Here is a 24930-nt window from a genome sequence, read left to right on the forward strand (position 1 = left end):
CGCGAACCAGTGCCGACGGTGGTCGGCAGCGGAGGAAATGCACATGGCAACGCTCATCGGGACCGTCACCAAAGTCATTGGTCAGGTTTTCGCTCAAGCCGCTGACGGAAGTCGGCGTGCATTGGTCGAAGGCGATCGGCTGTTTACGGGGGATCAATTGATCACCGGTGCGGAAGGGGCGGTCGCCGTCCATCTGCAAAACGGCCAGGAACTGACCCTGGGCCGCGACAGCAGCATGACCCTGACCGGCCAATTGCTGGCCAACCACGCGCCCCATGTGGATGCCCCGGAAGCACTGACCCCGAGCGATGCGCAACTCACCGACGTGGCACAGATCCAGAAAGCCATCGCCGCCGGTGAAGACCCGACCCAATCCGCTGAAGCCACTGCGGCAGGCCCCGATGCCCCGGGCGATGCCAATGGAGGCAAGGGCGGTGGCCACAGTTTCGTCTTGCTGACGGAAGTCGCCGGGCGGGTCGATCCGGTCGTCGGTTTCCCCACTGCCGGTTTCAATGGCATTCCCGAGTTCCCGCAAGAGCGGCACTACGCGGTGATCGACAACGGCGACAACACGCCGGCGCCGGTCATCCCGCCACCGGTCAACAACCTGGTCACCCTCACAGGCCTCGACGTGCCCGGGGGCGAACTGACGCTCAACGAAGCCAATCTGCCGGACGGTTCCACCGCCAATCCCGGCGCGCTGACCCAGGCCGGCAGCTTCAGCATCTCCGCGCCTGACGGTCTGACGAGCCTGAGCATCGGCGGTATCAACATCATCGTCGGCGGCGTGCCGGTCGGTTTCCCGCAATCGATCACCACGCAACTGGGCAACACCCTGACCATCACCGGTTACAACCCGGCGAACGGCACGGTCAGCTACAGCTACACCCTCAATGGCAACGACGCCCATCCTGCGGGGGATGGCGCGAACAGCCTCAGTGAACATTTCACGGTGATTGCCGGCGACAGCAATGGCGACACGGCGACCGGCTCGCTGGACGTGAACATCACCGATGACGTGCCCAAAGCTGTTGATGACAGCAACACCGGTACGGCTTCGGAAACCAACCTGAGCCAGACCGGTAACGTGCTGACCAACGACGTCCAGGGCGCCGACCGCATTCCCGTCGGCCCCAACAGCGGCCCGGTGGTCGCCGGTACGTTCACCGGGACCTACGGCACGCTGGTGCTGAACGCCAACGGGACTTACACCTACACGCTGAACACCAACGATGCGGATTTCAAGGCGTTGCATGGCGGCGGCAACGGCACAGAAACCTTTACCTACACCCTGCGCGATTCCGATGGTGACACCAGCACTGCAAACCTGGTTCTGCAGATCCACAACAATGACGATCCGGTGCTGATCAACGGGTTGAACGTCGAGGGTGGCGAGCTGACGGTTTTCGAGAAAAACCTTGGCACCGGCAGCGCGCCGGATGCTGCGGCTTTGACTCAGAGCGGCACTTTCACCATCACCGCGCTGGACGGCGTGACCACGCTGACCGTGGGAGGTATCGCGGTCGTCACCAACGGCGTGGCCGCAGGCTTTCCGCAATCGGTCACGACTCCGCTGGGCAGCACGCTGACCATCACCGGGTTCAACGCCGCCACCGGCGTTGTCAGCTACAGCTACACCCTGGATCACAACGACGCGCACCCGACCGCCAACGGCGCCAACACCTTGAGTGAGCAGTTCGCGGTCACTGTGGTGGATGACAACGGCACCACCGCCAACGCTTCTCTGGATGTGAACATCGTTGATGACGTGCCAAAAGCCGTGGACGACAGCAACACTGGCACGGCGTCGGAAACCAATCTCACGCTGACCGGGAACGTGCTGACCAATGACGTGCAAGGTGCCGACCGTGTGCCGACGGGCCCGGTCACCGCCGGAACCTTCACCGGGACTTACGGCACTCTGGTGCTGAATGCCGATGGTTCCTACACCTACACCGTCAACCCTAATGACGCCGACTTCAAGAATCTGCATGGCGGCGGCAACGGCACCGAGACCTTCACCTACACCATTACGGATTCCGACGGCGACACCAGCACCGCGAATCTGGTTCTGCAGATCCACAACAACGACGATCCGGTGATCATCAACGGCCTCGACGTTAACGGTGGTGAGCTGACGGTTTTCGAGAAAAACCTGAGCACCGGTAGTGCGCCGGATGCTGCGGCTTTGACTCAGAGCGGCACGTTCACCATCACTGCGCTGGACGGTGTGACCACGCTGACTGTCGGCGGTATCGCGGTCGTCACCAATGGTGTAGCCGCCGGTTTCCCGCAATCGGTCACCACGCCGCTGGGCAGTACTCTGACCATTACCGGATTCAATGCCACCACCGGAGTTGTGAGTTACAGCTACACCCTCGATCACAACGATGCGCACCCGACCGCCAACGGCGCCAACACCCTGAGCGAACAGTTCGCCGTAACTGTCGTGGACGATAACGGCACCACCGCTAACGCTTCTCTGGATGTGAACATCGTCGATGACCTGCCAAAAGCCGTGGACGACAGCAACACCGGTACGGCTTCGGAAACCAATCTCACGCTGACCGGCAACGTCCTGACCAACGACGTGCAGGGCGCCGACCGTGTGCCGACCGGCCCGGTCACCGCTGGAACCTTCACCGGAACTTACGGCACCCTGGTGCTGAATGCCGATGGTTCTTATACCTACACCGTCAACCCTAACGACGCCGACTTCAAGAACCTGCATGGCGGCGGAAACGGCACGGAAACCTTCACCTACACGATTACCGATTCTGACGGTGACACCAGCACCGCGAACCTCGTGCTGCAGATCCACAACAACGACGATCCTGTGGTTATCAGCGGCCTGGACGTAAACGGCGGCGAGCTGACTGTTTTCGAGAAAAACCTGAGCACCGGTAGTGCGCCGGATGCTGCGGCTTTGACTCAGAGCGGTACTTTCACGATCACTGCTTTGGACGGCGTAACCACACTGACCGTGGGCGGCATTGCCGTCGTCACCAACGGTGTGGCCGCCGGTTTCCCGCAATCGGTCACTACGCCGCTGGGCAGTACGCTGACCATCACCGGCTTCAACGCCACGACGGGTGTCGTCAGCTATAGCTACACCCTCGATCACAACGATGCGCACCCAACCGCCAACGGCGCCAATACCTTGAGCGAGCAGTTCGCGGTCACCGTGGTGGATGACAACGGAACCACCGCCAATGCATCGCTGGATGTGAACATCGTCGATGACCTGCCGAAAGGTGTGGACGACAGCAATACCGGCACAGCTTCGGAAACCAACCTGACGCTGACCGGCAACGTATTGACCAACGACGTACAAGGCGCCGACCGCGTTCCGATCGGCCCCAACTCCGGCCCGATCACCGCCGGAACCTTCACCGGGACTTACGGCACGCTGGTGCTCAATGCCAACGGCACTTACACCTACACACTGAACACCAATGATGCCGACTTCAAAAACCTGCACGGCGGCGGCAACGGCACCGAAACTTTCACCTACACCATCACCGATTCGGACGGTGACACCAGTACTGCGAATCTGGTTTTGCAGATCCACAACAATGACGATCCGGTAACCATCAGCGGCCTGGATGTGAACGGCGGTGAACTCACCGTCTTCGAGAAAAACCTAAGCACCGGCAGTGCGCCGGATGCTACCGCGCTGACTCAGAGCGGCACTTTCACCATCACTGCGCTGGACGGCGTAGCGACGCTGACCGTGGGCGGCATCGCCGTCGTCACCAACGGCGTGGCCGCCGGTTTCCCGCAATCGGTCACGACTCCGCTGGGCAGCACGCTGACCATCACCGGGTTCAACGCCACGACCGGCGTCGTCAGCTACAGCTACACCCTGGACCACAACGACGCCCACCCAACCGCCAACGGCGCCAACACCTTGAGCGAACAGTTCGCCGTCACCGTGGTGGACGATAACGGCACCACTGCGAATGCTTCGTTGGATGTAAACATCGTCGACGACCTGCCAAAAGCCGTAAACGACACCAACACCGGCACCGCCTCGGAAACCAACCTGACCCTGACTGGCAATGTCCTGACCAACGACGTACAAGGCGCCGACCGCGTTCCGACCGGCCCCAACGCCGGTCCGATCACCGCCGGAACCTTCACCGGGACTTACGGCACGCTGGTGCTCAACGCCAACGGCACTTACACCTACACAGTCAATCCGAATGATGCCGACTTCAAAGCCCTGCACGGCGGCGGCAACGGCACCGAAACCTTCACCTACACCATCACCGACTCGGACGGCGACACCAGCACCGCGAACCTGGTTCTGCAAATCCACAACAACGACGATCCGGTGATCATCAACGGCCTCGACGTAAACGGCGGCGAGCTGACGGTTTTCGAGAAAAACCTCAGCACCGGCAGTGCGCCTGATGCCACAGCCCTGACCCAAAACGGCACGTTCACCATCACTGCTTTGGATGGCGTGACCACACTGACCGTGGGCGGTATTGCTGTCGTCACCAACGGTGTGGCCGCAGGCTTCCCGCAATCGGTGACTACGCCATTGGGCAGCACGCTGACCATCACCGGGTTCAACGCCGCAACCGGCGTTGTCAGCTACAGCTACACCCTGGATCACAACGATGCACACCCAACCGCCAATGGCGCGAACACACTAAGTGAGCAATTCGCTGTCACGGTGGTGGATGACAACGGCACCACCGCCAATGCATCGCTGGACGTAAACATCGTCGACGACCTGCCAAAAGCCGTAAACGACACCAACACCGGCACCGCCTCGGAAACCAACCTCACGCTGACCGGCAACGTCCTGACCAATGACGTGCAAGGCGCCGACCGCGTCCCGACCGGCCCCAACGCCGGTCCGATCACCGCCGGTACTCTCACCGGGACCTACGGCACGCTGGTGCTCAACGCCAATGGCACTTACACCTACACCCTCAACACCAATGACGCCGACTTCAAAGCCCTGCACGGCGGTGGCAACGGCACCGAAACCTTCACCTACACCATCACCGACTCGGACGGCGACACCAGTACCGCCAACCTCGTGCTGCAGATCCACAACAACGACGATCCGGTGATTCTCAGCGGCCTCGACGTCAACGGCGGCGAGCTCACCGTCTACGAGAAAAACCTCGGCAACGGCACTGCACCGGACGTCACGGCCCTGACCCAAAGCGGCACCTTTACTGTCACTGCACTCGACGGTCTTCAAACCCTCACCGTCGGCGGCATCGCGGTGGTTACCAACGGCGTGGCCGCAGGCTTCCCGCAATCGGTCACCACGCCGCTGGGCAGCACACTGACGGTCACCGGGTTCAATGCCGCGACCGGCGTCGTGAGCTACAGCTACACCCTGGTGCACAACGATGCGCACCCGACCGGTAACGGCGCCAACAGCATCACCGAGAACTTCAACGTGGTGGCCACCGATGGCGATGGCAGCACCGCGTCGGGGCAGATCAACGTCAACATCGTCGATGACCTGCCGACCGCCAAGGCCGACACCGGCTCGGTGGTGGAGGGCGGCACGGTCAATATCAGCGTGCTGGGCAACGACGTCACTGGCGCCGACGGCCCGGCAGCGGGCGGTGCGGTGGTGGGCGTAAGGGCCGGCGGCGACACCTCGACCTCGGCCATTGGCGGCCTCAACAGCAACATCAACGGCACCTACGGCTACCTGACTCTGGATGGGGCGGGCAACGCGGTCTATCACAGCAACCCGAACTCGGTGAGCCCGCCGGGTGCTACCGACACGTTCACCTACACCATCCGCGACAGTGACGGCGACGAAAGCACCACCACCATCACCGTCAACGTCGCCGACAGCAAACTCGTGGCCTCGGTCGATCAGGACGTGACCGTCTACGAAAAAGCCCTCGACCTGACCAAGGACGGGCAAGACCTGGCCCCCGGCACGGTCATCGGCAGCGACCCGACCAACACCGGCGAAACCGCCAGCGGCACGCTGGTCGGCGCGGTCACCGGCGGCAGTGGCGCGATCACCTACACCCTGGTCGGCAGCGCCACCGGCACCTACGGACAGATCCTGCTCAACCCCGACGGCACCTACACCTACACCCTGACCTCGGCGCCGAAAACCACGCCAAACGCCAATGACGGTGCGAACACGCTAAGCGAAAGCTTCACCTACAAAGCCACCGATGCGCTGGGCAACAGCACCACCAGCACCATCGTGGTCAACATCGTCGACGACGTGCCCAAGGCTGTGGCGTCGGATCGTTCGGTGGCGGCGGTGGAGATCGACTCCAACATCCTGATCGTGCTCGACATCTCCGGCAGCATGGCCGACGCCTCCGGCGTGCCGGGCCTGTCGCGGCTGGACCTGGCCAAGCAGGCGATCAGTGCCTTGCTCGACAAGTACGACGATCTCGGCGATGTGAAAGTGCAACTCGTCACCTTCAGCAGCAACGCCACCGACCGCACTTCAGTGTGGGTCGATGTGGCGACCGCCAAGACCCTGCTCGCCGGCCTCAGCGCCGGTGGCGGCACCAACTACGATGCGGCCGTGGCGACCATGCAGACCGCGTTCAACACCTCGGGCAAGCTGACCGGGGCGCAGAACGTCGGCTACTTCTTCTCCGATGGCAAACCCACCACCGGTCAGGAAATCGGTACCGCCGACGAGACCGCGCTCAAGGCCTTCCTCGATGCCAACAACATCAAGAACTACGCGATCGGCCTGGGCAACGGTGTCAGCAACGCCAACCTCGATCCACTGGCATACGACGGCATCAGCCACACCAACACCAATGCCGTGGTGGTCACGGATCTCAATCAACTGAACTCGGTGCTGTCCGGCACCGTGGAAGGCGCACCGGTCACGGGTTCGCTGCTGGGGGACAGTGGTTCATTCGGCGCCGATGGCGGTTTCATCAAGTCCATCGTGGTCGACGGCACCACTTACACCTACGACCCGAAAGCCAACGGCGGCCAAGGTTCGCTCACCGCCAGCGGCGGCACCAACCACGGCACCTTCAACACGGTGAACAACACCCTGAGCATCGCCACCAACAACAGCGGCACGCTGGTGGTCAACCTCGATACCGGCGACTACAGCTACACCTCGCAGAAAACCACCACCACGGTGATCACCGAGAACATCGGCTTCACCCTCAGCGACAACGATGGCGACCTCGCCAGCTCCACGCTGACGGTGAAAGTGATCCCCAACTCGCCACCGGTCGCTGTGGACGACCACATCATCACCAACGTGCTGTCGAGCAACGTTGTGGTGCCAGGCGAGTTGCTGCTGGCCAACGACACTGATCCGGACGGCGATACCCTCAGTGCTTCGCCAACCACCTTCAACACCGGCTGGGCCGCCAAGGGCGCGGACTTCACCGGCAGCGGCGCGATCAGCTTCACCGGCACCAGCAACACCGCCGCCAACCAGAACCTGGCGGATGTACGCAATTCTTTCGCGGCCAACACGGCAGCCATGACGGCAGTGCTGGTGGTCAGTGGCTACCTGGGCGCGGTGACCAACGCCAATGCCAACGATGAAGACCTGATCACCGTCAAACTGAAACAAGGCGAGACCCTCAACCTCGATCACAACCTGGCGGCCGGGCACATCACCATGGAGTATTCGGTGAACGGCGGGGCGTTCGTCAGCATCGCCGACGGCGGCACCATCACCGCCAGCGCCGATGGCACGTACCAGATCCACATAACCAACATCACCAACACCAGCGGCAGCAACACCAACGCCGCGGAAAACTACCAACTGACCATGACGGTCAACTACGCCGGGGCCCACGACGTCACCCCGGACTTCCATGGCACCTACACCGCCAACGACAACCACGGCGGCAGCGACTCCGCCAACGTGACCATCACTTATCAGGACGGCCACACCCTCACCGGGACGTCCGGCGATGACGTGCTGGTGGCGGGCAGCGGCGACAACATCCTCAACGGTGGCGACGGCAACGATGTGCTGACCGCAGGTTCCGGCAACAACGAACTGCACGGCGGCGCCGGCAACGACTTGCTCTTCAGCGGCCCGGGCAATGACATCCTCGATGGCGGCACCGGTATCGACACGGTCAGCTATGCCCACGCGACGGCCGGGGTCACGGTCAACCTGAGCCTGCTCGGTGCGCAGAACACCCTCGGCGCCGGCATCGACACCATCAGCAACGTCGAAAACCTCGTCGGCTCGAACTTCAACGACACCCTGACCGGCGACAACAATAACAACGTCATCAACGGCGGCCTGGGCAACGACATCCTCAACGGCGGTGGCGGTGATGACCTGCTGATCGGCGGCATGGGCAACAACACCTTGACCGGGGGGGCGGGCGCCGACACCTTCCAGTGGCTCAAGGGCAACAGCGGCCACGATACGGTCACCGACTTCACCCCCGGCACCGACAAGCTCGACCTGTCGCAACTGCTGCAAGGTGAAAACGGCACGGCGGCGTCACTGGATGACTACCTGCACTTCACCGTCACCGGCAGCGGCGCTTCGGTGGTCACCACCATCGATGTCAGCGCCATGGCCGGCGCCACGCCGAACCAGACCATCGACCTGGCAGGCGTCAACCTCGCCAGCCACTACGGCGTGACACCGGGGGCGGGCGGGGTGATTGCCGGCGGACATGATACGGCGACGATCATCAACGGCATGTTGAATGATCATTCGTTGAAGGTGGATACGGTGTGAGCCGGGGCTGAAACGACAAAACCCGCCGGCCCGATCTAACGGGGCGGCGGGTTTTTTCTTTGCTCAGGCTACAGCGGCGCTTCAGTCTTCAGTTCCAGATTATCCAGCACCCGGTTCACCGCCAGTTCCGCCAGCATGATCAGTTGCCCGATACCCAACAGCACATGCCGCTGCGGCGTATCGATCATCCCGGCGAAATCGCTGGCCATGGTTTTGGCCGAGGTCAGGGTTTCGCAGGCGTCGGCCAGCAGCTCCTCGCTCGGGATGCCGGGGGCGATGAGGTAGCGGGTGTTGGGTTTGAGCAGCGGCTTTCTGGGGTGGAACGGATTGAGGTAGTGATCAAGGGCGCGTTCGGCGGCTTCGTGGAATTTCTTGGAATCTAGGGTTTCGTAGGGGGAAGTCGAATCGACTTCCGGCGGGTTTGGTGTTGGTTTGACCATGGCGAATCTCCGTGATTGGACTGAGCCGCCACGACTCATCGCTAAACAAGTAAAGGTGGCGGCTGTACGCAGGTTAGCGATCCGGGTCACAGAAACCCCGGGTAGACCCGAAGGTCTCCCACGCACAGCCACCATTACGCCAAGTGCAGAAAAGAGTCTGCAGTTGAGAGTGGGCATTGTTGCGTCTGTCTGGAGCCGGATCGCTAAACCCGATCGCTGATTTTCAGCGACCGCCAAACAATAGAACCCGCCCCCAAGGCGCACAAGCCGGCGGATTCTGGCGGATGCGTAGGCAAAGGCGCAAGGTGGCGTGGCTTTATGGACATGCTTTTAAACACTGTTCAACAGGCCGTCAGATTGATAAAACTTGACTCCGCCGGCCCCACTCGTCAGGACTTGCGCAACGTCTTCTGCCGCAAGATATAAACCGTCACCAACACCGCACTGGTCAACATGAACCCCCGCGCCCACGGCAGCGGCACCAGGTAGCACGAGAACAGAATGCTCGCCCACATCAGCCCGATCGCGTAGACCTTGCCCTTGAGCGGAATGCCGTTGCCGTCTAAATAATCGCGGATCCATGGCCCGAGCCGGGGATGCTCGACCAGCCATTGGTAAAAACGCGGGGAGCTGCGCGCGAAGCAGGCGGCTGCCAACAAAAGGAAGGGAGTAGTGGGGAGAACAGGCAGGAAGATCCCGATCACCCCCAATGCCACGCTGAGCCAGCCGATGGCCAGCAGGATGTAGCGCAACATCAGGGGGCGGTTGCCTATGGGGTTGTCCATAGGCCGGATCTTAGTGGTGACGTGGCTTGAGGATCGCCGGTTTTTCGTCAGGCGCCTGGCACAGCAGGTACAGCGCGGTCAGGGCTTCCGGGATCTGCACGATCATGTCGTCCATCAGGTTGGCGTCCTTGGCGATGTCTTCGAACTCAGGCTGTTCGTCGAACAGGCCCGAACCGACCATGATCGGCAGGAGCATTTCGCTGACTTCTTCCTCGGCGGTTTCAAACCAGGCCGCTTCGCGCAGGAACACGCCTTCCATGAAGCCGATGCACCAGCCGCGCAGTTCGGAATCGTCCGGCTCGTCGCCCAGGTCCAGCTCGCATGGCAGCTCGAATTCTTCGTCGGAGGCCAGTTGGCGAGCGATGTGGGCCTTGAGGCCGATCAGCGTGGCTTCGATCTCTTCGCGCTGAGCTTCGCTGCTGTAGTGAGGCTCTTCGGCGAACAGGGCGTCGATCCACTCACGGTCCGGCACCACGTCGGCGCAGATCGACAGCGCGGTCAGGTAACCGTGAGCGGCCACGTAGTCCAGCGCCTCTTCATGCAGCTCGTCGGCGTCGAGGAAGACTTGCAGGCGGGTTAGTTGCTCGGCGAAGGACATTAAAGGGCTACCTTGGGGGAATAAACAATGCGGGAATTCTAGGCCTTCTTGAGCCCTCAAGCCAGCCGCACGGCAGATTTGCCCGCTCAAGCTTCTTATCGGCGGTGCCCTTTGCCGGGGAGGGCTCGGGTATACTGCCGCGCTTTGCGATCCCTGCCGGTGTCGCGGCTGAATCTGTACGGCGTCATGCAATGCGCCCTTACGTTTTGTTTAAAGCAGCCTCGGCTGTCTTGAACCAGCCTGTGCAGGGATGTTTCGGTGGATTTTTGGAGTTTTTATGCTCGAACAGGCTCAACGCGTCCTCAAGGACATCTTCGGCTACGACAGTTTCCGTGGCCGTCAGGGTGCAATCATTGAGCGCGTGGCCAGTGGCGGTGATGCCCTTGTCCTGATGCCGACCGGCGGCGGCAAGTCGCTGTGCTTCCAGGTGCCGGCGCTGCTGCGCGACGGCCTGGCGGTGGTGGTGTCGCCGCTGATCGCACTGATGGACGATCAGGTCGCCACCCTCGAAGAGCTGGGCGTGGCGGCGGCCGCGTTGAACTCCACCCTGAGTGCCGAGCAACAGCGCGACCTCGCCAACCGGATCAAGCGCGGCGAAGTGAAAATGCTCTACCTGGCGCCGGAGCGTCTGGTGCAGCCGCGCATGCTGTCGTTCCTGCAAGGCTTGAACATCGCCCTGTTCGCCATCGACGAAGCGCACTGCGTATCGCAATGGGGCCATGACTTCCGCCCGGAATACCTGCAACTGGGCCAGTTGGCGGAAATGTTCCCCGACGTGCCGCGCATCGCCCTGACGGCCACCGCCGACAAGCGCACCCGGGAAGAAATCGTCACCCGTCTGCACCTGCAGAACGCCGAGCGTTTCCTGTCGAGCTTCGACCGGCCGAACATCTTCTACCGCATCGTGCCCAAGGAGCAGCCGCGCAAGCAGTTGCTGGCGTTCCTCGCCGAGCGGCGCAGCGATGCCGGCATCGTCTACTGCCTGTCGCGCAAGAAGGTGGAAGAGGTGGCCGCGTTTCTCACCGAACAGGGCTTCCCGGCGCTGCCGTACCACGCCGGTCTGCCCAGCGATCTGCGCGCCTACCACCAGAAGCGCTTCCTCAACGAGGAAGGCCTGATCATGGTCGCCACCGTGGCGTTCGGCATGGGCATCGACAAACCCAACGTGCGTTTCGTCGCTCACCTCGATCTGCCGAAATCCCTCGAGGCCTATTATCAGGAAACCGGACGCGGTGGCCGTGACGGTCTGCCGGCGGATGCGTGGATGGCCTACGGTCTGCAGGACGTGGTGATGCTCAAGCAGATGCTGCAGAACTCCGAAGGCGACGAACGCCACAAGCGTCTGGAGCAGCACAAGCTCGACGCCATGCTCTCGCTGTGCGAAGAAACCCGCTGCCGCCGTCAGGCGCTGCTGGCGTATTTCGACGAAGACATGCCGGAGCCTTGCGGCCACTGCGACAACTGCATCGACGGCGTGCAGACCTGGGACGCCACCGAGCCTGCGCGTCAGGCGCTGTCGGCGATCTATCGCACCGGCCAGCGTTACGGTGTTGGTCATCTGGTGGACGTGCTGCTGGGCAAGGACAACGAAAAGGTTCGCAGCTTCGGCCATCAGCACCTGTCGGTGTTCGGCGTGGGCAAGGCACTGGGGGAGAGCGAATGGCGTTCGCTGTTCCGCCAGTTGGTGGCCCGTGGTCTGGCGGACGTCGATCATGAAGGCTATGGCGGGCTGCGTCTGAGCGACACGTGCCGGCCGCTGCTCAAGGGCGAGGTGAGCCTGGAACTGCGCCGCGACCTCAAGCCACAAATCACCGCCAAGAGCGGCAGCAAGAGCCAGGCCAGCCAGCTGGTGCGTGGCGAAGAACGCGAACAGTGGGAAGCCTTGCGCGCCCTGCGGCGCAAACTGGCGGAAGAACATGGTGTGCCGCCGTACGTCATCTTCCCCGATTCGACCCTGCTGGAAATGCTCCGCAGCCAGCCGACTTCGCTGGCGGACATGGCCCGGGTCAGCGGCGTCGGCGCACGCAAGCTGGAGCGCTACGGCGAGGCCTTCCTCGAGGTGCTGGGCGGCGAGGCCGAGGCGCCGAAAGTGGTGGCCGACGTGCGCCACGAGCTGATTACCCTGGCTCGTGCCGGCATGACGCCGCTGCAGATTGCCGGTCAGTTGCAGTGCTCGGAAAAGAACGTCTACACCATGCTTGCTGAAGCCATCGGCAAGCAGCAATTGTCGCTGGAACAGGCGCTGGACTTGCCGGAGGACCTGATGGGCGAAGTCCAGGACGCGTTCCTCGACGGCGAAGGCGAGTTGCCGTCGGTCGCTGAAGTGGCGGAGCTGTTTGCCGGTCGCGTACCGGAAGGTGTGCTGTATTGCGTAAGGGCTGCGCTGCAATCTGAATTCGAGATGTGAGCATTTGCTTACACAAACCGTTATACGGATGTAACGATTCAGTACAGGGCAGCTCTTGCCTATAGCCAAATGTCATGCTTAGCTGACTAATAATTAGTTTTTCTCTATTTCTTCAGACTAACCATGAGTGTTTTATGCCGTTAACCGATCAACACCGCTTTGGCATGCAACTGGCCCAGATGTCCCGTGGCTGGCGTGCCGAACTGGATCGTCGGCTGGCCGGCCTGGGATTGTCCCAGGCACGCTGGCTGGTGCTGCTGCATCTGGCTCGCTTCGAAGAGGCGCCGACCCAACGGGAGCTGGCGCAAAGCGTCGGCGTCGAAGGACCGACCCTCGCACGATTGCTCGACAGCCTGGAAAGCCAGGGCCTGGTGCAACGCCAGTCCGTGATGGAAGATCGCCGGGCAAAGAAGATTGTGCTGTGTGCTCCGGCCCGCCCGCTGATCGAACAGATCGAAACCATCGCCACGCAACTGCGCAAGGAGTTGTTCGAGGGCATCGATGAGGCTGACATGAAGGTGTGCATGCGGGTTCACGGGCATATTCTGGCCAACCTGGAAAAATCTTGAGGCACAACGACGTGCCGTTTTTTTGAGGGATCGCGCTGGGCAGACTATAAGAACTACTGGGCAATATCGTGTTCGTACCGGATGTGCGAACCCATAGAAGTCGGTTTTGCTTATTTAAGGGATGCTCATGCTCGACAGTCGGCACGTAGTACTGCGTTGCGCCAATTCGCTGCTGGTGGCCGGTGTATTCACCTGGTCCACGGCATCACTGGCGCTGGGTCTCGGTGACATCACCGTGCATTCAGCGCTCAATCAGCCGCTCAAGGCCGACATCGCCCTGGTGGACGCCGCAGGGCTCAGTGCCGGCGAGCTTTCGGCCAGCCTGGCCTCGGCGGACGAGTTCGGCCGCGCCGGGGTCGAGCGGGTGTTCTTTCTCAACGACCTCAAATTCACTCCGATCCTGCATGGCAGTCGCAACCTGATCCGGGTGACCTCGACCAAACCGGTCAACGAACCTTTCCTGAATTTCCTGGTGCAGCTCAATCAGCCCAACGGCCACGTGCTGCGCGAATACACGGTGCTGATCGATCCGCCGGGTTCGCCGGGCATCGTGCCGGCCACCGACGAACCTGATGTGCATGCGCAGTCTTCGGAGTTTCCGACGCCCGAGGCGCCTGCCGCCACCCCCCAGAACAAACCTGCTGCAGCACCGGCCGCGCCGACGCCTCAAACGGCCGCGACCAACGACGCGCAAGCGGAACAGCTGGCGGCCAGTGTGCTGCTGAACCAGCAACTGCAGAAAACCATCGATGAGCTGAACCTGAAGCTTCAGGCGCAGGATGTGCAAATCGCCGACGGCAAGAAACAGCTGGCCGATCTGCAGGCGCATCTCGCACAGGTTCAGCAGGCACCTCCGGCGCCCGCAGCCCCGGCGGCGCCTGCTTCGATCCCGGCGCCGGTCATTGCGCCGGCGGAGAATCAAGAAGACTCCGTCAGTTGGCCATTGCTCGGTGGCTTGCTGGTGTTACTGGGTGGGCTGGTGGCCGGGCTGATCGTTCGCCGCCGACGTCAGCAGGCAGTGATCCCGGACGTGCCGGCACGCGTGCTGCCGCAGCGAAGCGAACCAGAGCTCAATGACAGCGAGCATGTTCATCCGAATGCTGCCCATGGCGCCGTCGAGCATCGAGACGAACAGACAAACGGCGATGTGTTGGAAGCCGTGGGCATTTATCTGGCCTACGGACGACTGGGCGAAGCGCTTGGATTGCTGCGCGACGCCTTGCAAAAAGAACCGGAGCGCATTGATCTCGGCGTGCAGTTGCTCGAGGTGCTGGGGCGCCAAGGCGATCAGGCGGCCTATGACGAACAGGAAAACCACTTGCGCCAGCTCGGTGTCGAGGAGCAGCGGTTGCACGAGATCCGCGCCCGATATCCGAAACTGGCCAGGACTGAACCGTTGGCTGCGGCGGCTCCGGTCATTGCCGCGTTACCCGTTGAGCAGGCCGCACCCACAACACCGCTGGCCGAAGATGATTTCGAGCTGAATCTGGAGCAACTGTCGATGGATTCCAGCTGGGATCTGGAAGACAGTCGCCCGGCAATGGACCCACAGTCCTCGGCGCCATCGGCACTGGGCTCGAGCCTGCAAGTCCTGCCGCAGGATTTCGAATTGCCGCAAACCGCCAGCGATGACGTTGAAACGACAGAGCTGGAGTGGATCGCCGAGCCGGAAGTTCAGGCTATCGATGAGGACTTTCTCAACGAGTTTGGCGATCCCGGTCAGTCACTGGCCCTGGAACCGCTGGACCTGCAGGCGCCGGAGCCCGAACCGGATCCGACAGAAGCCGCCAACGCCGGCAAGCTCGAACAGGCCCAGACCTGCATCGACGACGGCGACCTCGACAGTGCGATCGCCTTGCTCAATGAGTTGCTGAAAGAGGGCGACGAGCCGCTCAGGCAAACCGCCCGCACCCTGTTGGCGGGGATTCGCTGATCCGGTTCAGAAGGTCTGCCCCAGATTCAGATAAACCGCCTGTTCGTTGGCATCGTTGAGGCCATAGCTGAAATTCAGCGGCCCCAGCGGTGTGTCAAAGCCGATGAAAACGCTGGCCGCGTTGATGTAGCCGCTGTCGAACTCGTTGTCGTTGTTCCAGGCCCGGCCGCGCTCCAGCGAGCCGCCGGCATACAGCGGGAAATCCAGCGGCAGGTAGGCGCGTGGCGTCAGGCGGCGGTAGTACACGGCCCGCATCAGGCTGACGTTCTGCCCGGAGATGGCATCTTCGCGGAAGCCGGACAGCTGCCGGGCACCGCCGAGCAGGAAACTCGACGTCACCACATTGGCATCGTCCAGTGTGCGCCCGTAACGCCCGCCTAGAATCAGCGTGTTCGGGCCGCTGCTCATGGCCTTGTCCAGTTTGAATTCCCACTGCCGGTAGCGCGTGTCGGAACCCAGGCTCGGTTCGAATTGCATCAGGGTCAGGCTGACGTCCTTGCCGTCATGGGGGAAGTACACGTTATCCAGTGAGTCGAACGAATATTTCAACGCATAGAAACCTTCGTTGAAGTGTTCGCTCGGCAGATTCTGATCGCCGATCCGTACGTCAGCCTTGCCCCAGGCCTCGCCGACGCCAAAGCGGATTTCGCCGTTATTGCCGATCTGGCGGCCGACATTGAGGCCGAAGCCGTAGCGTTCCACCCGATATTGGGCGATCGGATCGTTGTCGAGCACTGAGTCGACGTTCTGCGCTTCGAACGCCGCATAGGGCGCGACGAAGTAACGCGAGCCGACGTCCAGCGGCTGGTAGAACTCGGTGTAGAGTTCCTGCTTGTCACCAATCTGCGCCCGGGTCAGCCATTCGGCACCGAGGCGGTTGATGCCGTTCATGCGGTAGCTGGCGCCGAGGTTGAAGGCGCTGTCGCCGCGCATGTCGTCCGACAGGTTCAAGCCCACCCGCAAGTAATCGGTGCCGCTGCGCTTGCCTCGGGCGCTGATCACCAGTGTGTGTTCCTGGCCCTTGTGCACGACGCGGTATTGCACCTGTTCGAAGTAGTCCAGGCCGTACAGGGTGCCCATGTCCGAGTGCAGGCGCCCAAGGTCCAGCGGCTCTCCGATGGGCTGGCGGATGTAGTAGCGGATCACGTCGTCGCCGACTTTCGAGTCATTCTCGACCTTGATCGCGGTGATGATCGGCGTGCGCTGGCCCGGTGCGCGGGCAGCGTTGAGCTCGGCGTCCTGAGATTCTGCGGGTTTCAAACGGGCGAGGCGGGCGTCGAGGGCCTTGGCTGCACGATAACCGGCATCGATCATTTCCTCGGCGCGACCGAAATCGGTGGCGCCGAAACTGGCCAGCGGCGGCTGGATCAGTACGTCGTTCGGGTGCAGCGCCGCCAGTTGTTCTTCGGAATTGCGCCGGGTCATCAGGGTGATCGACTGGTTCAGCACATCGACCACGGTGGCCAGTTGCTTGCGGTTGCGCAGCGGGGTGCCGATGTCGACCACGATGGCCACATCGACGCCCATTTCCCGGGCCACATCCAGAGGAATGTTATCGGTCATGCCGCCGTCCACCAGCAGTCGGCCATCCAGTTCGACCGGGGCGAACACCGCCGGGATCGACATGCTGGCGCGGATCACCTGGGGCAGGTGGCCTTTGCGAAACACCACTTTTTCGCCGTTGGCGATGTCGGTGGCCACGGCGCGGAACGGGATCGGCAGCTTGTCGAAATCACGGGTGTCGCTGGTGTGGGCCAGCAGGCTTTCCAGCAACAGTGCCAGGTTTTGCCCTTGAATTACTCCGAGCGGTAAACCGAGACTGCCGTCGTCGCGAAAGCTCAGTTTCTGCTTCACCAGAAAGTCGCGGTCATCCTGTTTGCGCCGAAACGGCACGTCTTCCCGAGGCGGCGCATCGGACAGGGCCTGCTGCCAGTCGATGTTCAGGGCGAGTTTTTCCAGTTCGTCGATCTTGTAACCCGAGGCATACAGCCCACCGACCACCGCGCCCATGCTGGTACCGGCAATTGCATCGATCTTGATACCTTGCTCTTCCAGCGCCTTGAGCACGCCGATGTGTGCCAGCCCACGGGCCGCGCCACCGGACAGCACGAGGCCGACTTTCGGTCGCGGCGCTTCACTGGCATGAACGAACAGCGGAAGGAAACCAAGCAAAAGGCAGATCAGCAGACGACGCATTGTGAGTCTCGGGGCGAGCGTTAAAGCCGGCTATTATAGCGGCGCCCTCTGGCTCAGGAGTTTCAGCGATCATGACCGCGACAAAACCGGAAATCGTCATCACCTATTGCACGCAATGCCAGTGGCTGTTGCGCGCCGCATGGCTGGCGCAGGAGCTGCTCAGCACCTTTGGCGATGACCTTGGCAAGGTGTCACTGGTGCCGGGCACCGGCGGGATCTTTCACATCAGTTGCGACGGCGTGCAGATCTGGGAGCGCAAGGCCGACGGTGGTTTCCCCGAGGCCAAGGTGCTCAAACAACGGGTACGCGACCAGATCGACCCTGACCGCGACCTCGGCCACAACGACCGCACTCAGTGAGACGCGGCCTCGGCCTCCACCGTTTTTTTGCTGGCGCTGCCTGACATCTGGCTCGACACCACGATGGCGACGATGATCAGCGCGCCACCGACCAGCATTCGCAGGGTCGGATTTTCATCGAACAGCAGCCACGCGACGGTAATGCCGTACACCGGCTCCATGGCGAACACCACCGCGGCGGTGCGCGCCTTGATCACCGCAAGGCTGGCAACGAACAGGCTGTGGGCGACGCCGGTGCAGAACACCCCGAGCAGGGCGATCCACAACCAGTCGATGGCGCGGACTTCGCTCAGCTGCGGCGCCGCCACCGGCAGCAGACACAACGCCACCACCACGTTCTGACACAGTGCTGCCTGCACCGCCGGAATGCGCCCGGAACTGGCGCGGTTGGTCAGCGACAGCAGGGAAAACAGCAGGCCGGACAGGATCGCCCAGAGCAATCCGGTAGTCGCACCGCTGGCCAGGTCGAACGCCGGGGTCACCAGCACCAGACCGACACTGACCAGTGCCACCAGAATGATTTCGTTGGCGCGGATACGTTCGCGGAAGATCAGCCCTTCAAGAATTACCGTGAAGGCCGGGAAACTGGCGAAACCCAGGGTGGCCACCGCGACGCCGGCCACTTTCACCGCAATGAAGAAACTCACCCAGTGGCCGGCCAGCAATACCCCGCTCAGGGCCAGGCGTCGCCAATCCACCGCCTGCAGTTTTTGCCAGCCGTGCTGACTGGCGAAACGGGCGAAAAACGCCAGCGCAAGAACGGCAAACGCGGCCCGTCCAAAGACAATGACCGCCGGGGTTGCGGCGGCGAGTTTGCCGAAGACGCCGGTGAGTCCGAACATCAATGCGCCAATATGCAGGGCGCCAAGGGCGGTACGGGGAGTCATTGCGGTCCTTTTTCCAAACACCATTTCAGACACACATTGAAGCCTGTGGCGGCCGAAAAGTCTGTCGGCAGACTATCGACTTTTGTCGTCAGCCTCGCGTCGCAATTGTGTAGGAGAGGTCCCGAACTCGCGCAGGACGGCGGCCGAGAACGCACTTTGCGATCCATAACCGACGCGGCTGGCCACTTCACCGATGGGCAGCGTGGTTTCCCGCAACAGCGCGACGGCCTTGTGCAGTCGTCGACTGCGAATGTAGTCCATGGGCGTTTGCCCGCATTCGGCGACGAACCGGGCATGCAGGCGGGCGCTGGACAATCCGGCGATGCGCGCCAGATCCGCGACTTGCAGCGGATAGGCCGCGTATTGCTCGATGTGCGCATCAAGGGCCGCGTAGGGCAGGCGACGGGCGCAGACTTCGGCAGGTTGCGCGTGATTCAGGCTCGCCAGCAACAGAACCGCACCTTGCTGCGCAATCAGTGGATCGTCCACCGGGCTGTTCGCCAGCCAATTGACCAGTTGGCCCTGGCCGGCATTTAGCGACAGGCGTGCGGTGTTATCCAGCAGACGGCGGCTGGCCTCGGCGTGATCGCCCAGCGAACGGGCCAGCCATTGCTCGTCGGGCACATCCAGCACCAGACAGCGGCTGCCCTTGGGGCTGCCGCAGGCGTGATGCGCACCGGAAGGAATCACCACGAAACTCTGCTGCAAGACCTGACTGCCGTGCCCTTCGACCTCGAAATCCAGCGCACCGGACAGGCCGAACACCAGTTGCGCGTGGTCGTGACTGTGGACGATCAGGTCGTGGGTGTAATGGCGCAGGGTCAGGATCGGTTGCATGGCGGTCTCCGGGCGAGACGCCAGTCTACACCGGCGCGAGAGCGCCGCGTTTGTCACAAGACTGACGCACACCTGTCATGGTCGATTAACCGGGCTCGCGCACAGTGGCGAAAACATCGCAGAGGGTTGCCCATGACCAGCGCCGAGCTCGCCAGACCCAGCCGTAAACAAAGGGTTCGCACCTTGTGGATCTCCGACGTGCACCTGGGCACGCGGGATTGCCAGGCCGAGCATCTGTCGCAATTTCTCAAGGGCTATCACGCCGACAAGATCTACCTGGTCGGCGACATCATCGACGGCTGGAAACTGCGCAGCGGCATGTACTGGCCGCAGGCGCACACCAACGTGATCCGTCGCTTGCTGACCATGAGCAAGCGCGGCACCGAGGTGATCTACGTCACCGGCAACCATGATGAATTCCTGCGGCGCTATTCGAAGCTGATCCTGGGCAACATCCAGCTGGTCGACGAAGCCGTGCACGTCACCGCCGATGGCCGGCATCTGCTGGTGATTCACGGTGACCAGTTCGACGTGATCACCCGTTATCACCGCTGGCTCGCGTTCCTCGGCGATTCGGCCTACGAATTCACCCTGACCCTCAACCGCTGGCTCAATCACTGGCGGGCGAAATACGGTTATGGCTACTGGTCGCTGTCGGCCTACCTCAAGCACAAGGTGAAGACTGCAGTGAGCTTCATCAGCGACTTCGAAGAAGCCATCGCCCACGAGTGTGTGAAGCGCGAGTTGCACGGGGTGGTCTGCGGGCACATTCACCATGCCGAGATCCGCAAGGTCGGCGAGGTGGATTACCTCAATTGCGGTGACTGGGTGGAGTCGTGCACGGCGCTGATCGAACACTGGGACGGCACGATCGAGCTGTATCGCCTGGCGGATGCGCAGGCGCGGGAGGCAGAGCTGAAAGCGGCCAAGATTGCCGAGCTGGCCTGAGTTTTTCAAATCAACTCAAGCCGGGGAGTGTTCCTCCATCGCGGCTTTGTAGATGGAATTCCTGGGCTGGGCGAACAGCCGTTCCATCATCGGTTCGAAGTAGCTCAGCGGCAGGGTGTCGTAGTCCGGGTCGAATGCCGCTGCGTCATATTTCGCGCAGAACTCCGCGGTCGCCTGATACTGCGGATGACCGCTGAACTGCTCACGCAGGTGCCGGTCCATGCCCAGGTGATGGAAGAAGTAGTAGCCCTGGAAGATCCCGTGCTTTTCCACCATCCACAGGTTCTCGGCGCTGACGAACGGCTTGAGAATGGCGGCGGCGATGTCCGGGTGATTGTAGGAGCCCAGCGTGTCGCCGATGTCGTGGAGCAGGGCGCAGACCACGTATTCCTCGTCGCGCCCGTCGCGATGGGCACGGGTCGCGGTCTGCAGCGAATGGGTCAGGCGATCCACCGGGAACCCGCCGAAATCACCTTCGAGCAGTTTCAGATGCGCCATGATCCGGCCGGGCAACTGACGGGCATAGGCGCTGAAATCCGCCGCGATGATCGCCCAGTCTTCCTGCGTACCATCCTTCATGTGGGTGAAACGGGCAGTGACATTCATCGGCAATTCTCTTGGTCAGGGTTTCTAGAACGCCACGCGGCCCAGGATCATGTCGCGGTACATGACGAAGTCGCCCAGCAGGCTGTAGAACGGATGCTGGAAAGTCGCCGGCCGGTTCTTCTCGAAAAAGAAATGACCGACCCAGGCGAAGCTGTAACCGGCCAGCGGCAGGGCCAGCAACAGCAGCCAGGCGCCCTTGGCGATGGTCATGGCGAGAATGAAGATCACCAGTGTCGTGCCGATGAAATGCAGGCGACGGCAGGTGCTGTTGCTGTGTTCGCTGAGGTAGTACGGATAGAACTCGGCGAAACTGTTGAAATGTCTGATGGTTTCCACGACTGCGATCTCTGTGGTTATTGTTCTGATTGCAAGTTGTTCGGCGGGTAGCTTATTTGAGTCTAGAGTGAACAATGGCGTCGGCCAGTGACAATCGGCGCCACTTTACTATCCTTGGGAAATCGGCCGTAGTATGCGGCTCACCATGTCATCCAAGAATAAACGCCATGAGCGAACGTACGACATCTGCAAGCTGGGCAATGGGGATTGTCAAGGCACTGGAAATGGACGGCCTGGATTGTCGGGTTCTGTTCAGGCAACTGGGGCTTGATTACGCGGCGCTGGAGGATCCGGACGCACGCTTCCCGCAGGACTCCATGACCCGACTCTGGCAACGGGCGGTCGAGTTGTCCGGCAACCCGGCGATCGGCCTGAACATGGGCAAGGTGGTGCGACCGGCCTCGTTCCATGTCGCGGGCTACGCGCTGATGTCCAGCAATACCCTGGCCGAAGGCTTTCAGCGACTGGTGCGGTATCAGCGGATCATTGCCGAAAGTGCCGACTTGAGTTTTCGCCTGCTCGACGAAGGTTATGCGCTGATCCTGACGGTGCATGGCGATCATCTGCCGCCGACCCGGCAAAGTGCCGAAGCCTCGCTGGCCTGCGCGCTGGCGCTGTGCGGCTGGTTGACCGGGCGCACGTTGCACCCGCGCAAAGTGCTGGTGCAGGGCGATGAACCCGATGATCTTGAACCCTACAAACAGGCCTTTCATGCACCGCTGGTGTTCAACGCGCCGTATGACGCGCTGATCTTCGAACGCGCCGACATGGAAGCGCCGCTGCCCACCGCCAACGAGGCGATGGCGTTGCTGCACGACCGGTTTGCCGGGGAATATCTGGCAAGGTTTTCCGAAAGCCGCGTGACCCACAAGGCACGCCAGGTGTTGTGTCGTTTGCTGCCCCAGGGCGAGCCCAAGCGCGATACGGTGGCGCAGACCCTGCACCTGTCCCAGCGCACCCTGCAACGGCGTCTGCAGGAGGAGGGCACCAGTTTTCAGCAATTGCTGGATGACACCCGCCGAGAACTCGCCGAGCAATACCTGGCGCAGCCAAGCATGACCTTGCTGGAAATCGCCTATCTGTTGGGATTTGCCGACCCGAGCAATTTCTTCCGCGCCTTCCGCCGCTGGTTCGACACCACGCCCGGTGATTACCGGGCGCGTCTGCTGGAGGCGCCGAACGCGATCAGTGACGCCAGAACGCCGGAATACACAGCACAAACACCGTAATGATCTCGAGTCGGCCGAGCAGCATGCCGAACGACAGGATCCACTTGGCCGCATCCGGCAAGGTCGAGAAGTTGCCCGCCGGCCCGATGGTTTCACCCAGCCCCGGGCCGACGCCGGACACGGTACTGGCCGCGCCGGTCAGCGCCGTCATCCAGTCCACACCGATCAACGACAGCAGCAGGGCGATCACACAGATGGTGATGGCGAAGAAGAACGAAAAGGTCAGGATCGAACGGACGATTTCTTCGTCGAGGCGATGGCCGTTGTACTTCTGCTTGATCACCGCGCGCGGGTGAATCAGCTGATTGAGGTTGGCCTTGAGCAGGATATAGGCGACCTGGAAACGGAAGATCTTGATCCCGCCCGCCGTCGAACCGGAGCAGCCGCCGACAAAGCCCAGATAGAAGAACAGCATCAGCGAGAAGTTACCCCACATGCTGTAGTCACCCAGGGCAAAACCGGTGGTGGTGACCACCGAGGTCACGTTCAGCGCCACATGGCGCAGCGCGTCCAGCCAGTGCAGGTCGGTGGTCCACCAGTACCAGGTGCCGAGTACCAGCCAGGTCACCAGCAACATGCCGAGCAAACCCTGCACCTGTTGATCCTTGATCAGAGCCCGGCGATTGCCACGCAACGTGGCCACATACAGGGTGAACGGCAGGCTGCCGAGGATCATGATCACCACCGCGACCCAGTGCACCGCCGGTTGCGTCCACTTGGCCAGGGACTGGTCGGAGGTCGAGAACCCGCCGGTGGAAATCGCCGACATCGCGTGGTTGATCGCATCGAACGGGCTCATCCCGGCCCACCAGAACGCCAGGCTGCCGAGAATGGTGATGCCGATGTAGGTCACCACGATCAGCCGCGCCACCATGTGCGAACGGGGCATGACCTTTTCCGAGCGGTCCGAGGACTCGGTCTGGAACAGACGCATGCCGCCGATGCGCAGCAGCGGCAGAATCGCCACCGCCATGCCGATGAAGCCGATGCCGCCGAGCCAGTGCAGCAGCGAGCGCCACATCAGGATCCCGGGAGACATAGTGTCCAGGCCGCTGAGAACGGTCGAACCGGTAGCGGTGATGCCGGACATGCTTTCGAAGAACGAGTCGGTGTAGCTGATGTGCTGGGTCAGCAGAAACGGCAGCGCGGCGAAAATGCACACCACCAGCCAGCTGGTGACGGTCAGCAGGTACATGTCGCGGGGGCGCAGGTGAATGTGTTCCGGGCGTCCCGGAATCACCAGCGCCAGGCCGGCGACGAAGGTGATCATGCTCGCCCAGAGGAACGACGGCAGGTCGCCGGTGCGGTCGAAAATCACCAGGGTGGCCATGGGCACGACCATGGCGATGGCCAGGGTGATCAGGAAGATGCCGATGATGAAACCAATGATCCGTAAGGTCGGCAACGCCATGAAGTCCGCTCGGGCTGATGTGGGAAAGGCGCCATTCTACCTGCGGGGCAAGGCATGTAAACCGACGCGGCCGGATCACTTGCAGCTAGAATAGCCGGACATTTTTTTCAGGAGGTGGCCGATGCAGGCTCTCGACGCTTTGCTCAACCGTGTTTCCGTTCCACGACTGATCGACCCGGCCCCCACCGCCGAACAGCGCGAAGTGCTGTTTGCCGCCGCGACCCGTGCACCGGATCACGGCCATTTGCAGCCGTATCGTTTCCTGACCGTCGAAGGCGCGGCGCGTGAGCAGATGGGCGAGTTGCTGGCTGAAGCGGCGCAGATGCAGGAAGGCGAAGTCACCGAAGCGATGATCGACAAGGCCCGTAACGGCCCGCTGCGGGCGCCGCTGGTGGTCGTGGTCATCGCCAGATTGCAGGATCACGTCAAATACCCGAAGGCCGAACAGTTGCTGGCCGCAGGCTGCGCCGCCCACGGGATTCTGCTGGCGGCCTACGCGCAGGGGATTGGCGCGGTGTGGCGCACCGGTGATCTGGCTTATTCGAAACACGTCGCCAAAGGCCTGGGCCTGACGGACGACGAAGAGGTGATTGCCTTCCTGTACCTCGGCACGCCGCAGAAAGAACCGCGAGTGGCGGAGAAGGTTGATCTGGCCGAGTTTGTCAGTGCCTGGCCGGGTAAAGCCTGA

The 24930-nt window shown here is 62.0% G+C and carries 17 protein-coding genes; 8 read left to right on the forward strand and 9 right to left on the reverse strand.

The features are described from left to right. Positions 1-43 precede the first annotated feature (43 nt). Positions 44-8701, forward strand: coding sequence for a retention module-containing protein (locus IF189_RS07600; RefSeq protein WP_192553079.1), 8658 nt, complete (start codon positions 44-46; stop codon positions 8699-8701). A 68-nt stretch (positions 8702-8769) separates the two neighbouring features. On the opposite strand, the gene IF189_RS07605 is transcribed toward IF189_RS07600, so the two are convergent. The 3 genes from IF189_RS07605 to IF189_RS07615 form a co-directional block, all read right to left on the reverse strand. After that, positions 8770-9141 carry a DUF6124 family protein gene (locus IF189_RS07605; RefSeq protein WP_192553080.1) on the reverse strand — a complete coding sequence of 124 codons (372 nt, stop codon included), beginning with the start codon at positions 9139-9141 and terminating at the stop codon, positions 8770-8772. 389 nt (positions 9142-9530) lie between these two features. Continuing rightward, complete coding sequence (locus tag IF189_RS07610) at positions 9531-9926, reverse strand: YbaN family protein (protein ID WP_065260960.1); 396 nt, start codon at positions 9924-9926, stop codon at positions 9531-9533. A gap of 10 nt (positions 9927-9936) precedes the next feature. Continuing rightward, the gene (locus IF189_RS07615) at positions 9937-10524 is read right to left on the reverse strand and encodes a YecA family protein (RefSeq protein ID WP_085710385.1); all 588 of its coding nucleotides are present in this window, start codon (positions 10522-10524) and stop codon (positions 9937-9939) included. Positions 10525-10801: 277 nt separating this feature from the next. On the opposite strand from IF189_RS07615, the gene recQ reads away from it, so the two are divergent. The 3 genes from recQ to IF189_RS07630 all read left to right on the forward strand — a co-directional run bounded on the left by recQ (position 10802) and on the right by IF189_RS07630 (position 15433). Next, the gene (gene recQ / locus IF189_RS07620; RefSeq protein WP_134825850.1) at positions 10802-12931 is read left to right on the forward strand and encodes a DNA helicase RecQ; all 2130 of its coding nucleotides are present in this window, start codon (positions 10802-10804) and stop codon (positions 12929-12931) included. Positions 12932-13065: 134 nt separating this feature from the next. Next, positions 13066-13500 (forward strand): MarR family transcriptional regulator, encoded by a 435-nt coding sequence (locus IF189_RS07625; protein ID WP_065260957.1) that lies wholly within the window; start codon positions 13066-13068, stop codon positions 13498-13500. Between the two features lie 127 nt (positions 13501-13627). Continuing rightward, positions 13628-15433 carry a FimV/HubP family polar landmark protein gene (locus tag IF189_RS07630; protein WP_192553081.1) on the forward strand — a complete coding sequence of 602 codons (1806 nt, stop codon included), beginning with the start codon at positions 13628-13630 and terminating at the stop codon, positions 15431-15433. Between the two features lie 6 nt (positions 15434-15439). On the opposite strand, the gene IF189_RS07635 is transcribed toward IF189_RS07630, so the two are convergent. Then, positions 15440-17629 (reverse strand): patatin-like phospholipase family protein, encoded by a 2190-nt coding sequence (locus IF189_RS07635; protein ID WP_192553082.1) that lies wholly within the window; start codon positions 17627-17629, stop codon positions 15440-15442. A 71-nt stretch (positions 17630-17700) separates the two neighbouring features. On the opposite strand from IF189_RS07635, the gene IF189_RS07640 reads away from it, so the two are divergent. Then, positions 17701-17988: a SelT/SelW/SelH family protein gene (locus tag IF189_RS07640; RefSeq protein ID WP_134825853.1), complete on the forward strand. Its 288-nt coding sequence runs from the start codon at positions 17701-17703 to the stop codon at positions 17986-17988. On the opposite strand, the gene IF189_RS07645 is transcribed toward IF189_RS07640, so the two are convergent. Then, positions 17982-18875, reverse strand: coding sequence for a DMT family transporter (locus IF189_RS07645; RefSeq protein WP_085710393.1), 894 nt, complete (start codon positions 18873-18875; stop codon positions 17982-17984). The genes IF189_RS07640 and IF189_RS07645 overlap by 7 nt on opposite strands. Before the next feature lie 72 nt (positions 18876-18947). Further along, positions 18948-19712, reverse strand: a complete 765-nt coding sequence (locus IF189_RS07650; RefSeq protein WP_134825854.1) for a helix-turn-helix transcriptional regulator — start codon at positions 19710-19712, stop codon at positions 18948-18950. Between the two features lie 132 nt (positions 19713-19844). Between IF189_RS07650 and IF189_RS07655 the strand changes: the two genes are divergently transcribed. Further along, positions 19845-20660 carry a UDP-2,3-diacylglucosamine diphosphatase gene (locus tag IF189_RS07655; RefSeq protein WP_134825855.1) on the forward strand — a complete coding sequence of 272 codons (816 nt, stop codon included), beginning with the start codon at positions 19845-19847 and terminating at the stop codon, positions 20658-20660. Positions 20661-20675: 15 nt separating this feature from the next. On the opposite strand, the gene IF189_RS07660 is transcribed toward IF189_RS07655, so the two are convergent. Together IF189_RS07660 and IF189_RS07665 are read right to left on the reverse strand one after the other, a co-directional pair. Then, positions 20676-21266 carry an HD domain-containing protein gene (locus IF189_RS07660; RefSeq protein WP_134825856.1) on the reverse strand — a complete coding sequence of 197 codons (591 nt, stop codon included), beginning with the start codon at positions 21264-21266 and terminating at the stop codon, positions 20676-20678. A 24-nt stretch (positions 21267-21290) separates the two neighbouring features. Beyond that, the gene (locus tag IF189_RS07665) at positions 21291-21602 is read right to left on the reverse strand and encodes a DUF962 domain-containing protein (RefSeq protein WP_119430022.1); all 312 of its coding nucleotides are present in this window, start codon (positions 21600-21602) and stop codon (positions 21291-21293) included. 167 nt (positions 21603-21769) lie between these two features. On the opposite strand from IF189_RS07665, the gene IF189_RS07670 reads away from it, so the two are divergent. After that, positions 21770-22831, forward strand: coding sequence for an AraC family transcriptional regulator (locus tag IF189_RS07670; RefSeq protein ID WP_205884480.1), 1062 nt, complete (start codon positions 21770-21772; stop codon positions 22829-22831). Here the strand turns inward: IF189_RS07670 and IF189_RS07675 are convergent. After that, complete coding sequence (locus IF189_RS07675) at positions 22788-24242, reverse strand: TrkH family potassium uptake protein (protein WP_134825857.1); 1455 nt, start codon at positions 24240-24242, stop codon at positions 22788-22790. The genes IF189_RS07670 and IF189_RS07675 overlap by 44 nt on opposite strands. 121 nt (positions 24243-24363) lie before the next feature. Here IF189_RS07675 and IF189_RS07680 point away from each other — a divergent pair, with 121 nt between their 5' ends. Beyond that, complete coding sequence (locus IF189_RS07680) at positions 24364-24930, forward strand: nitroreductase family protein (protein ID WP_119430020.1); 567 nt, start codon at positions 24364-24366, stop codon at positions 24928-24930.

It is taken from the genome of Pseudomonas sp. IzPS59, from assembly GCF_014863505.1.
Classification (GTDB): domain Bacteria; phylum Pseudomonadota; class Gammaproteobacteria; order Pseudomonadales; family Pseudomonadaceae; genus Aquipseudomonas; species Aquipseudomonas kribbensis.

Coding starts and splice junctions, on each gene's coding strand:
- IF189_RS07600 (WP_192553079.1), top strand. CDS start 44: ATGGCAACGCTCATCGGGACCGTCACCAAAGTCATTGGTCAGGTTTTC.
- IF189_RS07605 (WP_192553080.1), bottom strand. CDS start 9,141: ATGGTCAAACCAACACCAAACCCGCCGGAAGTCGATTCGACTTCCCCC.
- IF189_RS07610 (WP_065260960.1), bottom strand. CDS start 9,926: ATGGACAACCCCATAGGCAACCGCCCCCTGATGTTGCGCTACATCCTG.
- IF189_RS07615 (WP_085710385.1), bottom strand. CDS start 10,524: ATGTCCTTCGCCGAGCAACTAACCCGCCTGCAAGTCTTCCTCGACGCC.
- recQ (WP_134825850.1), top strand. CDS start 10,802: ATGCTCGAACAGGCTCAACGCGTCCTCAAGGACATCTTCGGCTACGAC.
- IF189_RS07625 (WP_065260957.1), top strand. CDS start 13,066: ATGCCGTTAACCGATCAACACCGCTTTGGCATGCAACTGGCCCAGATG.
- IF189_RS07630 (WP_192553081.1), top strand. CDS start 13,628: ATGCTCGACAGTCGGCACGTAGTACTGCGTTGCGCCAATTCGCTGCTG.
- IF189_RS07635 (WP_192553082.1), bottom strand. CDS start 17,629: ATGCGTCGTCTGCTGATCTGCCTTTTGCTTGGTTTCCTTCCGCTGTTC.
- IF189_RS07640 (WP_134825853.1), top strand. CDS start 17,701: ATGACCGCGACAAAACCGGAAATCGTCATCACCTATTGCACGCAATGC.
- IF189_RS07645 (WP_085710393.1), bottom strand. CDS start 18,875: ATGACTCCCCGTACCGCCCTTGGCGCCCTGCATATTGGCGCATTGATG.
- IF189_RS07650 (WP_134825854.1), bottom strand. CDS start 19,712: ATGCAACCGATCCTGACCCTGCGCCATTACACCCACGACCTGATCGTC.
- IF189_RS07655 (WP_134825855.1), top strand. CDS start 19,845: ATGACCAGCGCCGAGCTCGCCAGACCCAGCCGTAAACAAAGGGTTCGC.
- IF189_RS07660 (WP_134825856.1), bottom strand. CDS start 21,266: ATGAATGTCACTGCCCGTTTCACCCACATGAAGGATGGTACGCAGGAA.
- IF189_RS07670 (WP_205884480.1), top strand. CDS start 21,770: ATGAGCGAACGTACGACATCTGCAAGCTGGGCAATGGGGATTGTCAAG.
- IF189_RS07675 (WP_134825857.1), bottom strand. CDS start 24,242: ATGGCGTTGCCGACCTTACGGATCATTGGTTTCATCATCGGCATCTTC.
- IF189_RS07680 (WP_119430020.1), top strand. CDS start 24,364: ATGCAGGCTCTCGACGCTTTGCTCAACCGTGTTTCCGTTCCACGACTG.